The 15137-nt window shown below is 43.7% G+C and carries 8 protein-coding genes; 7 read left to right on the forward strand and 1 reads right to left on the reverse strand.

Going from position 1 to position 15137, the window contains the following annotated elements:
* The first annotated feature begins 6 nt into the window (after positions 1-6).
* Together H7844_05290 and H7844_05295 are read left to right on the forward strand one after the other, a co-directional pair.
* Positions 7-5448, forward strand: coding sequence for a glycosyltransferase (locus tag H7844_05290; protein ID MEO5356697.1), 5442 nt, complete (start codon positions 7-9; stop codon positions 5446-5448).
* On the forward strand, positions 5439-6938 hold the full coding sequence (locus H7844_05295) for a DUF2142 domain-containing protein (GenBank protein ID MEO5356698.1): 1500 nt from the start codon (positions 5439-5441) through the stop codon (positions 6936-6938). The genes H7844_05290 and H7844_05295 overlap by 10 nt, the downstream gene beginning before the upstream one ends.
* A 180-nt stretch (positions 6939-7118) precedes the next feature.
* Here H7844_05295 and H7844_05300 read toward each other — a convergent pair whose 3' ends face one another.
* Positions 7119-9557: a glycogen/starch/alpha-glucan phosphorylase gene (locus tag H7844_05300; protein MEO5356699.1), complete on the reverse strand. Its 2439-nt coding sequence runs from the start codon at positions 9555-9557 to the stop codon at positions 7119-7121.
* A 286-nt stretch (positions 9558-9843) separates the two neighbouring features.
* Between H7844_05300 and clpS the strand changes: the two genes are divergently transcribed.
* From clpS to H7844_05325, 5 genes are read left to right on the forward strand one after another with little or no spacing between them, the layout of a single operon-like run.
* Positions 9844-10158, forward strand: a complete 315-nt coding sequence (gene clpS, locus H7844_05305; protein MEO5356700.1) for an ATP-dependent Clp protease adapter ClpS — start codon at positions 9844-9846, stop codon at positions 10156-10158.
* Positions 10159-12384: an ATP-dependent Clp protease ATP-binding subunit ClpA gene (gene clpA / locus H7844_05310; GenBank protein ID MEO5356701.1), complete on the forward strand. Its 2226-nt coding sequence runs from the start codon at positions 10159-10161 to the stop codon at positions 12382-12384.
* Entirely contained in the window at positions 12384-13061 is a 678-nt protein-coding gene (aat, locus tag H7844_05315) for a leucyl/phenylalanyl-tRNA--protein transferase (GenBank protein ID MEO5356702.1), read from the forward strand. The genes clpA and aat overlap by 1 nt, the downstream gene beginning before the upstream one ends.
* Positions 13052-14041, forward strand: coding sequence for a cysteine synthase A (gene cysK, locus H7844_05320; GenBank protein MEO5356703.1), 990 nt, complete (start codon positions 13052-13054; stop codon positions 14039-14041). Before aat ends, cysK begins: the two co-directional genes overlap by 10 nt.
* Before the next feature lie 21 nt (positions 14042-14062).
* Complete coding sequence (locus H7844_05325; protein ID MEO5356704.1) at positions 14063-14977, forward strand: cysteine synthase family protein; 915 nt, start codon at positions 14063-14065, stop codon at positions 14975-14977.
* Positions 14978-15137: the final 160 nt, after the last annotated feature.

Genomic DNA, 15137 nt, shown 5'->3' on the forward strand with positions numbered 1-15137 from the left:
ACTGTTATGAGCTTAGCTCAGGCATTGAAAAAATCAGACAACGCCGATGTCCTGTGGGTCAGGGGAGATTCAATCGGCGATTCGGTCGTTTCCATCTCCATGCTTGCCGAGATAAAAAAGACATATCCAACGTTAAAAATAACAGTGCTTTGCCAGCATCACATAAGTGAACTTTATGAAGCCTGTCCTCACACAGACCACATCATTACCTTTGATAAGAAACGGGCCTGTGAGGAAACTCAGTACAGAGACGTGATAGTCTCAAGTGTACGACAGCTGAAACCCCTCTTTGCACTGAACTCTGTTTACTCAAGAGAGCCGATAACCGATATCTTTACCCTTCAAAGCGGCGCTAAATACACGGCTGCCTTTAGCGGCAACACGTGTAATATAACAGAGGATGAAAGAGACGCTAATAACGCCCTCTACACAGATATTATAATCTCTGAGGGTTCTCATAAGATTGAGTTTAAGAGGTACAATGATTTCCTCCGAGCACTTGGAATTAATGTCTCAGGGCTCAAATCCATAGTCTATACAACCCCAGGGGACGAAATAGTTGCAGAAGAGATTTTTAACCGCTATGGATTAAAAAACAATGAACCCATAGCGATTTTACCTTCCGCCCAATGTACTTACAGAATATACCCTAGGTTTTCAGAGGTAATGGAGGTATTTCGTGATTTTCCGTTAATAATTGCAGGTGGCTCTGATATGATTGCTCTGGGGAGGAAACTGTCTGAGAACTTCACTGGTACGTGCATTGACCTTACTGCAACCACTAGTTTAAGACAAACAGCGTCTGTTTTGAGAAAATCGAGACTTGCCATATGTTCGGAATCAGCCGCCGCCCACATGGCTTGCGCTGTGGGTACTCCAAACGTGGTTATACTTGGCGGCGGACACATGGGCAGGTTTTTCCCTTATTCAAACCTGACCTCGGCTGTCTCCCTGCCGCTTAATTGTTACGGATGTAACTGGATATGTAAGTATGAGGGAGATTACCATTGCATTAGCGATATCGCACCGGAGAGCATTGTTTTTGCTGCAAAAAATACCCTTAAAGGTTTATCCCAAAATCCTAAAATTTATCTCCAGGGAGGTTACTTAAATCCTAAAGATAAAACACCCCCTCCACCTGGTGCAATAAACAAATTTGTTTCGGATGTTGAAATTATTAATTTAACCTTGCAGAGTTATAAAAACATGAGGGTAGTAAAACCCACAGGGACTGTTAAACAGCACTTGCCTGAGATAACGGTGGTAACACCATCATATAATCAGGCGGCGTACCTTGAGCAATGTATTGTCTCTGTAATCAATCAAAATTACCCCAATCTGCAATACATCATAATGGATGGCGGCAGTACCGACGGCTCGGTGGAAATAATAAAACGTTACGAGAAATATATCTCACACTGGCGGAGTGCTCCTGATGACGGACAGTACGGGGCGATAAACGACGGCTTTAAACTGGCAACCGGTGAAATAATGGGCTGGATAAATTCTGACGACAAATTCCATTCCGGAGCGCTTTGGAACGTGGCTAAGGTTTTTATGGCATACAGAGATGTGCAATGGGTAATGGGCAGACCTACGGTGTGGGCGGAAAACGGCGACTTAGCCGATATGCTTGACCCCATCCCACAGTGGTGCAGAGGGTACTATCTGGAGGGAAAAATCGGTCCTCCCCATATTCAGCAGGAATCCACCTTTTGGAGAACTTCACTGTGGGAAAGGGCAGGAGGGTATCTTGACCGTACACTTAAGTATGCCGGAGACCTTGAGCTGTGGGCAAGGTTTTTCCGGCACGCACAGCTCTACAGTGTTGATGCACTTATCGGGGGGTTTAGAGCCCGAGGTAACCAAAAGACGTCGGCGGAGGGGATAGATTCATATAACTCCGAGGCGGAGCGGATTCTTAACCGCGAGAGAGAACTCATTAAACAAACAGCGGAAGCGCTATTACCACCACCTGAGATACTCTCTGTTTCGTCCCCTGAGTCGCATCTTCCTATTGTTAAAGAAAACAGTTTGAAAATTCATGTTTCTTTTTCAGGCCTTGGCGCAGGCAATATCGGCGATGAGGCTATGATGCTCGGATTTTTATCGCTGTACAAATTACCCCCGGCAACGACTATCGAGGTGTGGGATAAAAATGAACCTGCTCTAAAAGTGTTCCCTGAGTATTATGAGTTTGTTGACTACACGGATACGCTGACATGCCAATCCCTATGCCTCAGCGCCGATTGTGTTTTTGTAATCGGTGCAACGATTGTTACAGAAATGCTCAGTACCGACTGGCCTTTGAGGGTCCTTGGTGATAAATACGATTTCTGTTTTACACACGGCATCGAGGTTCATGCTATCGGCACAGGGGTTGACATGCTTGTGAGCGAGGAGGGCAAGAATCTTTTTTATAAGGGTTTTTCGGGCATAAATTCATGGACTGTCAGAAGTGAAAGAAGCAGGCGGGTTTTGATTGGCCTTGGTATAAATCCATCAGATGTTGTGACAACAGCCGATCTTGCATGGCTTACCCCCTTAGATGATATTAACCCTGTTTGGGCAAAAGATTATCTGGCCTCTACCGGCATTGATATGGGCAAACCCCTTATAGGAATCAACGTTGTCAATGAAAAATGGCTAAATCAAAGCCACATAAAGGAACAACTGGCCGCTGCACTAGATGAGTTGATTGACAAACACGGGTTTGTAGTGGCCTTTTTTTGTAATGAAACCAGAGAGGGGCAGTATTTTGATAAAGAAGCCTCATTGTCCGTCATAAGCTTAATGCAACACACTGCAATCCTTGTACCCAACAACTATTATACCCCCGCTCAGATGATTTCCATGCTTACACTTTGCCGTTTTACGATTTCATGGAGATACCATTTTACAGTGTTCAGCATTCTTGCCGGCTCTGTGCCGATTACGGTTATGAGGGGTGATAAACTGATTGAACTGGTAAATGAGTTTAACGGATTGAACTTAGGCAAGCCTGAGAGAATTTCCAAAGTTAAGATTCTTGATGCAATTTTAAAAGGTGAGGCTAATTACAATAAAATAAAGTTAAACCAAAAAATAATACTCAGGGCTCTCAAACAAAGAAGCCGTTTAAATACCACTTTTATAAGAAACCTGAATGTGCATTCTCTGAAGAGTGTTCATGTTAATAAAATCAAACCACTAAAACCGTCTCTGCTGTGGGTACGGCTTGATTCAATCGGCGATGCTTTGCTTTCGATGGGGATGCTCCCGGAAATCAGGAAAAAATATGAGGGTTATCAAATAACCGTCCTGTGTCAAGAACACGTAAAAGAGCTTTATGAAACCTGCCCGTTTGTCGATAACATTATTGGTGTAAATAAACAACTCGCAGCCTGCGACGAACTCTACAGAAACAAGATAATTAAAGCTCTGAGGGACCTAAACCCAATAGTTGCGTTAAACAGCCAGTGCTCGAGGGAGCCGCTTTCAGATTTTTTCACAATTGAAAGCGCTGCTAAAGAAAAGATCGCATTCTTTGGCGACTCCGGTAATAACTTCCCCGTAGATAAGAGAGAAATAAATAATCCGGCATATACACATATAATAGAAACCACTGACAGAAATAAACCTGAGCTTAAACGCCACGAGGAATTTCTCAGAGCAATTGGAATAGAAAACCCTGTAATTACTCCTGCCCTGTGGAGTACACCCGACGATGAACACTATGCTGATTTAATGTTCACAGCCTTTAGTGTAGTAAGCCGAAAATTGATAGTTGTTGCTCCCGGTTCGCAGTATAATTATAAAGTTTATGAGAGGTTTCATGAAGCGCTGGAGGGACTCCATGATTATGACATATGTGTTTTAGGTGGAGGTGACGCCACTGAGACGGCACTTAAGATCAAAGAAAGATTTAAGGGGCGGACATTTGATCTGACCGGTAAGACCACCCTCAGACAAATGGCTGCGATGATAAGGCGCAGTGCCGTGTTTGTCGGGACTGACTCGATAGCAGCCCATATGGCCTGTGTCTATGGCATACCAAACGTGGTAGTGCTTGGAGGGGGTCATCCCGGGCGCTTTATACCATATCATCCGGCCACTACGGCGGTAAGTCTGCCGCTTAACTGTTATGGATGTAACTGGAATTGCAGATACGGCACATATTATTGTGTTAAGAGCATAACTCCTGAGACAGCTAATTCCGCAATAAAAAAAGCGCTCTCTGAGGTCTCATTATACAAGGAAAAGCCTGAGATAATTTTTGAATCGCCGTCGGCTTGGAACTCTGTCAAGAAAATGCCTGTGTGGAGACTTCCGGAGGGATTTATTAATTTTGATAATTTCAAAATTTCATGGGGCAGTGAAACTCCTCAAAAAAAGGAGTTTACATTCAACAAGACCGGCTATAGTTATCTTGTTACGGCCATAGTGTCGGCTTACAAGTCCGAGCGCTTTATAAGGCAGTGTCTGATGGATTTATGTAATCAGACTATTGGTGATGAACTTGAGATAATAATCGTTGACGCCGCCTCACCGGAAAATGAAAAAACCATAGTAGAAGAATTTCAGAGACTACATCATAATATAACTTATATAAGAACCGGCAGCCGTATAGGGGTCTATAGCGCCTGGAATTTGATGGTAAAATTGGCACGGGGTAAGTACATAACTCCCATGAGTACAAATGACCGGCTGCGCAGTGATGCTTATGAAATCCTTGCCGGATATCTTGAGCAATTCCACGATATAGCACTTGTTTATGGTAACACCTTTCAGACCAAACACCCAAATGAAAGTTTTGAATTACACACAGTTTATAATGACTTCAGTTGGCCTGAGTTTAGTTATGAGCAGCTGCTTCAGATACCGATGGTCGGGCCACATCCTATGTGGAGGGCGGCCGTGCATAATGAAATCGGTTTTTTTGATGAATCATACGTTGCTAACGGCGATCAGGAGTTTTTTCTGCGTCTGGGGCTGCACCATGAGCTGATGAGTGTTCCCGAATACACGGGACTTTACTGGCTTGCCCCTGATGCCTTATCGGTTGCCGGCAAAACCCCCGCTATGGAAACTCAACGGGCACATAGGAAGTATCAGCAGATATATGCTCAGCAGATGAGGGTAAAGCTGACGAAGTCTCCAGTAAAGAGGCCTATTTACATATGGGGCTGCGGGCAGGCCGGAGAGATAACGCTCTCTGTCTTATCGGGATATAACATTGTACCGGCCGGTTTTGTTGACAGAGATTGCAATAAATGGGGCTCAGTGGTTAAAGGACTTACCGTTTACTCTCCTGAGGAAAAGGTGCTAAAACCGCCTGATGCCGGCACGCGGCCTTTTATAATAATTGCCTCTGTTTATGCCCCGGAGATAATCAGAGACCTTAACGAGGCCGGTTACGTTAACAGGAAGGACTATTTTACCAATATCTACGCCTTGAAATGGATATAAAAAAAGCGTTCAGTTACCACGGAAACGAGACACCGGCATTACTAAAGAAACCTGAGCTTTTTTTTGTCTTTTTTGCTTTCTTTGCCGGTTTATTGATGCTCTTTATTACACCTCCTTTTCAGACCCCGGATGAGTATAACCACTTCTATCGTACTTATCAGATTTCCGAGGGTGGATGGATTGCAGAAAAAAAAGAAGGCAAAGTCGGCGGTTTTCTTCCTCAAGCATTGCTTGTAACCGCTCAAACGGTATCAAAGAACATCCCTTTTCATGTGGAAAATCATCAAAAAGTCGAGGATATATTTGCCGTTGCCTCTTTACCCCTTAACAAGCATATCAGGGTATTTATAGAGTTTTACAACACTGCAAGGTATAGTCCCCTTCCATATCTTCCGCAAGCGCTGGGAGTGGCTCTGGGCGGATTGTTTCATCCCTCTCCCATCAAACTGTTTTATCTGGGCAGGATGTTTAACCTTTTTTTCTGGTTGGCATTGTGTTACCTGTCTATTAAAACAGTTCCTGTGTTTAAGTGGGTTTTTACACTGCTGGCTCTTACTCCCATATCGTTGTTTATAGGGGCGTCTCTGTCACCGGATGCTTTTACAAACGGGATTTCCTTTCTTTTTATTTCCACTGTTATTCGCTTTGCTTATGGTGATGATGTAAAGTCAGGAAGCGCTTATATTGCGGTTATTTTTATAATCTCCGTTATTCTGTCATTATCCAAACAGGGATATTTTTTTCTATTTTTTTTATTTTTCTTAATACCGGTAAACAAAATAGCACTCAGAGGAAACACAGTTTTGAAGTATTCTATTACCTTTTTATGCCTCATTGCTTTAGCCGTCATTTCCTCAGCCGCATGGCATTTTCTTATCAGGGATTTTGCCATGGCAACAATAACCTCAGACGGCGGCTATGATGTTTCGCTGGCAAAAGCAAAGATTTTTTTTGTCCTCCATAGCCCGCTTCAGTATCTTAAAATGCTGGGGCTGACTTATAGCAGCTGTTTTAACGGTTATATGATACAGTTAATTGGTAAACTTGGCTGGACAGATACCTATTTACCAAAGCTCCTTATTTATTCATACTACCTGACATTAATATTAACAGCCCTTACAGAACAGACACACAATAATATAAAGATTAACGCCGCGCATAAAACCCTTATGGGCATGATAAGTATCCTCACGATTGTCCTGATAACCACTTTAATGTTTATTACATGGACGCCGCCTGAAGAAAAAATTATCTATGATATTCAGGGAAGATATTTTATACCGCTTACGCCGCTTATATTTTTTATGTTCTACGATTCTTTTCTATCTAAAAAACACTTAAGATACAAAAATACGGTTTTTAACCGCCACATAAGGTTAATAAATTATTTTCGGAATAACACTTACACGGCAAGAGCAATCTTGTTTGTTTATTGCGTTTACTCAACCACGGCAACTCTAATCACCCTAGTTAACAGGTATTACGGATAGACAAATTAAAAAAGAGCAGTTCATCTTTGACTATCATCTTATACCAAGTTGCAGTCAGAAGTAAACGCAGGCGGCTGGGAACAAGCGACACCTCCCCTTACAAGGGATTCCCCTTTAGAGGAGACGTCAAGGAGTTTTCGACGATGTCAACGAAGTTAATCGAATGAATGCAACTTGGTATTAGATTTTAATGTGAACAGCAGAGGCGTGCCATATATTATTTACGTACTCCATGATAGTCCTGTCACTTGAGAAATACCCGATATTGGCAACATTTTGTACGGAAAGACTGCTCCAGAGTGTCTGATTTTTATACGTTTCAGAAACCTGCTGCTGAATGCTTTCATATGAGGCAAAATCGGCCAAAAGTAAAAACCTGTCACCGTGGTTCAGAAGAGAATCCACTATGGGTCTAAAAAGACCGGGGTCCTCCGGTGAAAAATATCCTGAATCTATCATGTCTATAGCGCTTTTAAGAACAGGATTTTTGTCATAGTAGGCACGTGGATTATACCCGCTGTTCCTTAGCGACTCAACCTGTTTGTTCGTAAGGCCGAAAGCAAAGAAATTCCTCTCCCCAACCTCTCTTTGCAACTCGATATTTGCGCCGTCCAGTGTGCCGATTGTAAGTGCCCCGTTTAGGGCAAATTTCATATTGCCGGTACCGGAAGCCTCTGTGCCCGCTGTGGATATTTGTTCTGAGAGTTCAGCGGCAGGCAAAAGCGTCTCTGCGATTGAGACTGAGTAGTTTTCTACAAAAATCACCCGCAGTTTGTCTTTTATATCAGGGTCATTGTTTATCTTATGAGCTATGGAATTTATTAGTTTAATTATGAGTTTAGCCATGAAGTATCCTGGAGCGGCCTTCCCTGCAAATATTACAGTCCTTGGAACCATATCAATTTGGGGATTATCCTTTAACCGATTATAGAGTGTGACCACATGAATGGCATTAAGCAACTGGCGCTTATACTCATGAATTCGCTTAAACTGGCAGTCAAATAAAGAGTTTTCATCGACTCTAACCCTGTTGTGGCCCTCAAAGCATTTGGCAAGGCTCAACTTGTTAGACCATTTAACCTCCCGCCATTTATCTAAAAACACAGAGTCCTCAGACAGTGGTATGAGTTTTTTAAGCTCCGTTAAATCCCTCACCCATTTATCCCCAATGCTTTCCGTAATAAGGGCGGAAAGCGATGGATTGCATAGCCTCAGCCATCTCCTTTGGGTTATACCGTTTGTTTTGTTATTAAATTTCTTTGGCCACATAACATAAAAATCCTTAAATAGCGATTCCTTTAAAATCTCAGTGTGAAGAGCACTTACTCCATTTACCGAATGGCTTCCAACAATAGAGAGATTTGCCATTCTTATGCGTTTTTCCTCACCCTCTTCTATCAAAGACATGTTTCTTAATTTTTCAACATCGCCGCCATAGAGTGCTTCCACTTGTTTGAGAAAACGAAAGTTTATTTCGTAGATGATTTCCAGGTGTCTTGGTAGCACCTTCTCTAACAGGTGCACAGACCAGCGCTCAAGAGCCTCAGGCATAATGGTGTGGTTTGTATAACAAAAAGTAGCCGTCGTAATTTCCCACGCTCTTTCCCAGCCGACACATTCGTTATCCACAAGAATCCGCATAAGTTCAACTATCGCTATGGCAGGGTGTGTGTCGTTTAACTGTATAGCCACCTTATCGGAGAGATTGTTAAAATCAGCTCTTTCGGGATGGTTTTTCTTATATCTTCTTATTATGTCCTGCAGTGTTGCAGAGACAAAAAAATACTCTTGCTTGAGGCGCAATTCTTTACCCTCAAACATATTGTCATTAGGGTAAAGCACCTTGGATATTGTCTCAGTCTGAACCTTATCAGAAACAGCACGTTCGTAATCACCGTGTTGAAAATATCCCAGCTCAAATTCTCTTGAGGACTTGGCCGACCACAGACGCATGTTTAAAACCGTATTGTTTTTGTATCCAGGAATTGGCGTGTCATAAGCAACAGCGACGACATCCTGAGTGTTTACCCATTCGTGGCGTAAGTAACCGCCTCCGTTTACATAGTTCTTTACGTTGCCGTAGAACTTCACGATGTAAAGGTACTCAGGGCGCTCTATCTCCCACGGATTACCGTATCTGAGCCAATTGTCCGGAGTCTCCAACTGATAGCCGTTTCGTATTCTTTGAAAGAAAATTCCGTACTCATAACGTATCCCGTAACCGTAAGCGGGAATTTCAAGTGAGGCAAGGGAATCCAGAAAACAGGCTGCAAGCCTTCCAAGCCCGCCGTTTCCTAGCCCGGGGTCCCACTCGTAAGTCTTTATTTCCTCAAGGTCATAACCTATTTTAGCCAGTGCGTCACTAACTGCCTCTTCAATATCCAGATTGACCAGAGTATTCCCCAGGGAGCGTCCTATCAAGAATTCAAGGGAAAGGTAATAAACCCGTTTGGAGTCCTTGTCATAATAAGTCTGCTGTGTTTTCAGCCACTTATCTATCAGATGGTCTCTGGCAACATACGCTATACACTTATAACAGTCACGCTTAGTGGCGGTATATTCGTCTTTTCCAAGTGTATATTTCAGATGGTGCAAAAAGGATGTTTTAATTGCATCCACCTCAGTGCTTATCGTGCACTCTCTGAGTATGCTTAATCTGTCGTTTTTTGAATGCTTTTCCGCCACCGTGTTACTTAAACTAAACTCCCTCCGTTGTCGTTATTTAACTATAACTCCGATAATACATATCAATGATAACACAATCCCATAAGTAAATCAAATATTTTCCCACACCTTTTTATTATTTCCCACAAAAGAGGTTGGAAATAATAAGTTTGCAGTGGGCAAACAGCAGCTGGTACTTCCTCAAAAATAACTCAATATGTTAGTATATAACATAATAAGTATGGGAAAGACATGGCGGGAAATCAAAGGGACGTTTGAGTCCGGGATAAAGGAAAAACTTAAATCTCCCTCATTGTATAAGGTCATTCTGTTAAACGATGACTACACTACAATGGATTTTGTTGTGTATGTGCTGGAGAGCATATTTAATAAGTCACCTGAGGAGGCGACAAGTTTAATGTTAAATGTGCACAAGCGTGGCTCGGCGGTCTGTGGCACTTATACAAAGGACATTGCTGAAACAAAGGTTCTGGCGGTTCACGAGCTTGCACTGAAACACGGATATCCGTTAAAATGCACTATGGAAGAGGCTTAAGTGTTAAACAAAGAGCTTGAAATAAGCCTTGAGGCGACAATACAGGAGGCAAAGGGCCGCCGCCATGAGTACATCACGGTTGAGCATATACTCTATGCCTTGCTCCATGACATAAAAGGTATAGATATAATATCAAATTGTGGCGGGGACGTCGGTAAACTTGTGGTGGTGTTAAATGATTTTTTTATTAAAAATGTACCTACAATGACGGGCACGAAAGATAAATTTCCACAACCGACTGTAGGTTTTCACCGTGTTCTTCAGCGGGCAATCTTGCACATACAATCAGCAGGTAAAAACGAGGTGGAAGCCGGGGACTTACTTGCTTCAATTTTAGAGGATGAAGACTCTCATGCCGCTTTTTTCCTTAAGCAGGAGAACATTTCACGGTTTGACATACTAAGTTATATTTCCCACGGAATTTCAAAAATGTCACCGCCGCAAGAAGGACTTGAGGGAGAGCCACACAAGCGCGGCGGAAAAGACCCTCTCAAACTCTTTACCGTGGATTTAGTTGACAAAGCGGCTAAGGGTGAAATAGACCCGCTTGTGGGCAGGGAGGCGGAGGTCGAAAGAACTGTGCAGATACTTAGCAGACGGCGGAAAAACAATCCTATTTTTGTGGGTGAACCGGGAGTCGGTAAAACTGCAATAGTAGAGGGGCTCGCTCTCAAAATACACAAGGCAGAGGTGTCTGAGACGCTTAAAGACACAAAGATTTTCTTGCTTGACATGGGAGCTCTTATAGCTGGCACAAAGTTCAGAGGTGAGTTTGAAGCAAGGCTCAAATCCACAATTGATGCTTTAAAGAAAATTAAAAAAGCTATCATGTTCATAGATGAGATACATACAGTTATCGGGGCCGGCTCAACCAGCGGCGGCACACTGGATGCTTCAAACATCCTCAAACCGGCTTTTAACTCCGGTGTCCTCAGATGTATCGGCGCCACCACCTACGAGGAGTATAAAAACTACTTCGATAAAGACAGGGCTTTTTCGAGGCGTTTCCAGAAAGTGGAGATATCAGAGCCGACTATTGAGGAAACTTACCGTATTTTAGCAGGCCTTAAAATATATTATGAAAATTTCCACCAGGTTAAGTACTCGCCAAAGGCAATACGGTTGGCCGTGGAGCTGTCCGCCAAGTATATCAACGACAGGTATTTGCCGGATAAGGCCATAGACGTTATTGATGAGGTGGGAGCTTTTATTAAACTGAGTAAAACGTCCCATAAGACGGTATCTCCGCTGGATATTGAGAAAGTGATTTCTAAGATGGCTAAGATACCGACGCGCAATATATCCGCAACAGACTCAGAGAGACTTAAAGCGCTCAAAGATGAGCTGATGAAAGTAGTTTACGGTCAGGAGCACGCAGTGGACTCTGTGGTAGCCTCCATAAAGCGCTCAAGAGCGGGACTAAGCTCTCAGGAGCGCCCTACAGGGTGCTTTCTTTTTACAGGCCCAACCGGTGTGGGTAAAACTGAGATAGCAAAACAACTTGCCGCCACACTTGGCATTAACTTCCTGCGGTTTGATATGAGTGAGTATATGGAAAAACACTCTGTTGCGAGGCTTATAGGAGCACCTCCCGGATATGTTGGATTTGACCAGGGCGGACTTCTTACCGATGCAATCAGAAAAACCCCCTACTGCGTAATGCTTCTTGATGAGATAGAAAAAGCACATCCTGATATTTTCAACATCTTACTACAGGTGATGGACTATGCCACTCTTACCGATAATAACGGGAAAAAAGCCGACTTCAGAAATGTTATTCTGATAATGACATCTAATGCCGGAGCACGTGAAATGGACAGGGGCACTATCGGCTTTGGCCGCAAAAGTGGTGAGCAGACCTCTGTCAGCAAGGAGGCGATAACAAAACTCTTTAGTCCTGAGTTCAGAAACAGGCTTGATGAAATAATACCGTTTAATCCGCTTAACACTGATATAATGCTCATGGTGGTGGGTAAGTTTTTGGCTGAGCTCTCTGAGCAGCTCTCAACCAAAAGGGTTGCCGCCTCATTTACCCATGAGGCAAGGGTATGGCTGTCAGAGAAGGGATTTGACCCTCAATTTGGAGCAAGACCCCTTGGAAGGGTTATACAGAAGGAGATAAAAACAGTATTGTCTGAGGAAATTCTCTTTGGCAAACTTCAGGGAGGGGGTAAGGTTAATATTTCCGTATCAGAGGGGGCCCTGTCGTTTGATTACGGCGGTTAATGCCGGTTCATATTCTCAGCAATAAGATATCTTTCCCGCCTGTGGAAGATGCACGAAAGGACGGACTGCTGGCGGTTGGTGGAGACCTTTCCACAAAACGCATAATTTATGCCTATAAAAGAGCTATTTTCCCGTGGTTTTCCGTGGGAGACCCCATCCTGTGGTGGTCACCGGACCCAAGGCTTGTTATGTTTCCAGATGAATTCAAGCCGTCAAGGAGTTTAAGGCAGGTAATTAACCGCGGGGTATTTACCGTTACCTTTGACACCGATTTCAGTGCTGTTATAAATGCCTGTGCTCAAGCAAGGATAAATAAACCTGACGGGACATGGCTTACAGAGGAAATGATTGAAGCCTATATAGCTCTCTTTGATTCTGGCTATGCCCACTCGGTGGAGTGCCGCCAAGAGGGGGAGCTTGCCGGCGGTCTTTATGGCTTAAGTATAGGGAAGATGTTTTTTGGCGAAAGCATGTTTACAAAAAAAACTAATGCATCAAAAGTAGCTTTTGCTTTCCTTGTGGAAAAATTGATAGAATTAGGTTTTCATTTAATAGACTGTCAGGTAAGGACGGAGCATTTAATAAGCATGGGAGCAAGAGAGATATCAAGAAAGGAGTTTTTGGCGATACTGAAAAAAGCAGTGGAAGTGCCGCCGGTTAAAATCAAATGGCAGTAGTCACAGAGGAAATAAAAAAGAGGCTTAAGTCTTTTTCAAAACCGCTTAACTCAGTCCTTGAGATAGTGGGAAAGACCCCTGTAGTTGAGATTACAAGGGCGGTTGAGGACAATAGCCTTGCCGATATATACGCTAAAATAGAGTTTTTTAATCCATGCAGCTCTGTAAAGGACAGGATATGTAACGCAATGATTGAAAGGGCTGAAATAAACGGTCTTTTGCACCGAGGGGATACTATAATAGAGCCAACGTCGGGAAATACCGGTATAGGGCTGGCCTTTGTCTGTGCCGTTAAGGGGTATAAGCTTATTCTTACAATGCCTGAGACGATGAGTGAGGAGCGGAAAATTATGCTCAGAGCCTTTGGTGCCAAGTTGATTTTAACTGAGGGAGCGTGCATGGCAACAGCCGTGGATTTAGCAAATAAGCTTGCCCTGCAAAACGGATATTTTCAACCGCAACAGTTTAAAAACCCTGCAAATCCGGCGGCTCATAAGGAGACCACAGCGCTTGAGATAATAGAAGAGCTGGGAGAGCCGGATGCTTTTGTAGCCGGGGTTGGCACAGGGGGCACGATAACCGGGGTGGGAGAGCTGTTAAGGGAAAGGTTTGGCGGCAGGGTTAAGATAGTTGCTGTTGAGCCGCAGCTTAGTGCCGTGTTATCAGGGGATGCGCCTGGAAGCCACGGGATTCAGGGTATTGGAGCGGGGTTTGTTCCTAATGTATTAAACAGAGGGCTGATTGATGAGATAATAAAGGTCTCCGATGAGGATGCCTACACGTATGCACGACTTCTTATCAGGAAAGAGGGGATACTTGCCGGGATATCTTCCGGCGCTAATTTCTATGCAGCGGTGATGACGGCACGGAAACTTGGAAAAGGAAAAAAGGTTATTACTGTATTTCCGGATACAGGGGAGCGATACCTAAGCACCCCTTTGTTTTCCGGCTGGGAAAACGATGCCGATAAGACATTTTAACACTATGAAAGGTGCCTGATTTTGATACTTAACAGTATTTTAGATACGATAGGGTGTACGCCTCTTATACGCCTAAATGGTGCAACAGGGCTTAAGAGCAAGGGTATAATGATATATGCAAAACTTGAGATGTATAACCCAGGCAGATCAGTCAAGGACAGGCCTGCCTTTCAGATGATAAAAGATGCCCGGGAGGCGGGTCAGTTAACACCGGATAAGATAATCATTGATTCAACCTCCGGCAACACCGGCATAGCTTATGCAATGACAGGGGCCGTAAGGGGGTATAAGGTGACAATAGTAATCCCCAAAAACGCAAGCCCCGAAAGAAAGAAGATTATCTCCGGTTTTGGAGCACAGATTATATATTCAAGCCCGTTTGAAGGTTCAGACGGGGCAATCCGGCTTGCAAGGAAAATTTATAATGAAAACCCTCAAATGTACTACATGCCGGATCAGTACAACAACCCTTCAAACTGGAAAGCGCATTATTTAACGACAGGCCCGGAGATTTATGAGCAAACCGGCGGCACGGTGACTCACTTTGTGGCAACCGTAGGCACCGGGGGCACGATAACTGGCACAGGTAAGGCTCTGAGGGAATTCAATAGAGACATAAAGGTGATAGCAGTTCAACCGGATGACGCCATGCACGGCATAGAGGGTTTAAAGCACATGGCAAGCTCCATAGTGCCTGGCATATATGATTTGAACTTTGCCGATGAGACAATCTTTGTGGGAACCGATGAGAGTTACGAAATGGTGAGACGGCTGGTAAGAATAGAGGGGCTTGCCGTGGGGCATTCATCAGGTGCGGCTTTGACAGGAGCGCTGGCTTTAGCTCGGCGTCTTCAGTCTGAGGGTAGAGATGAGGCGGTAATTGTCTGCATCTTCCCCGACGGCGGCGACAGATACCTCAGCCACTGTATTGATTAAGCCACATCATTCCACTACACCTAATGCTTCAAGGATAAGAGTAATTTCTTTTCGCTGTTTTGGGATTTTTTTTATCTCGGTCACCCTTTGACAAATTATTAAAATTATTGTTAGCATTTTTATCGGCAGTGGAAACACTAATTATTAAAATTGTCAACAT

The sequence above is a fragment of the Nitrospirae bacterium YQR-1 genome (assembly GCA_039908095.1).
Lineage (GTDB): Bacteria > Nitrospirota > Thermodesulfovibrionia > Thermodesulfovibrionales > Magnetobacteriaceae > Magnetomonas.

Coding starts and splice junctions, on each gene's coding strand:
- H7844_05290 (MEO5356697.1), top strand. CDS start 7: ATGAGCTTAGCTCAGGCATTGAAAAAATCAGACAACGCCGATGTCCTG.
- H7844_05295 (MEO5356698.1), top strand. CDS start 5,439: ATGGATATAAAAAAAGCGTTCAGTTACCACGGAAACGAGACACCGGCA.
- clpS (MEO5356700.1), top strand. CDS start 9,844: ATGGGAAAGACATGGCGGGAAATCAAAGGGACGTTTGAGTCCGGGATA.
- aat (MEO5356702.1), top strand. CDS start 12,384: ATGCCGGTTCATATTCTCAGCAATAAGATATCTTTCCCGCCTGTGGAA.
- cysK (MEO5356703.1), top strand. CDS start 13,052: ATGGCAGTAGTCACAGAGGAAATAAAAAAGAGGCTTAAGTCTTTTTCA.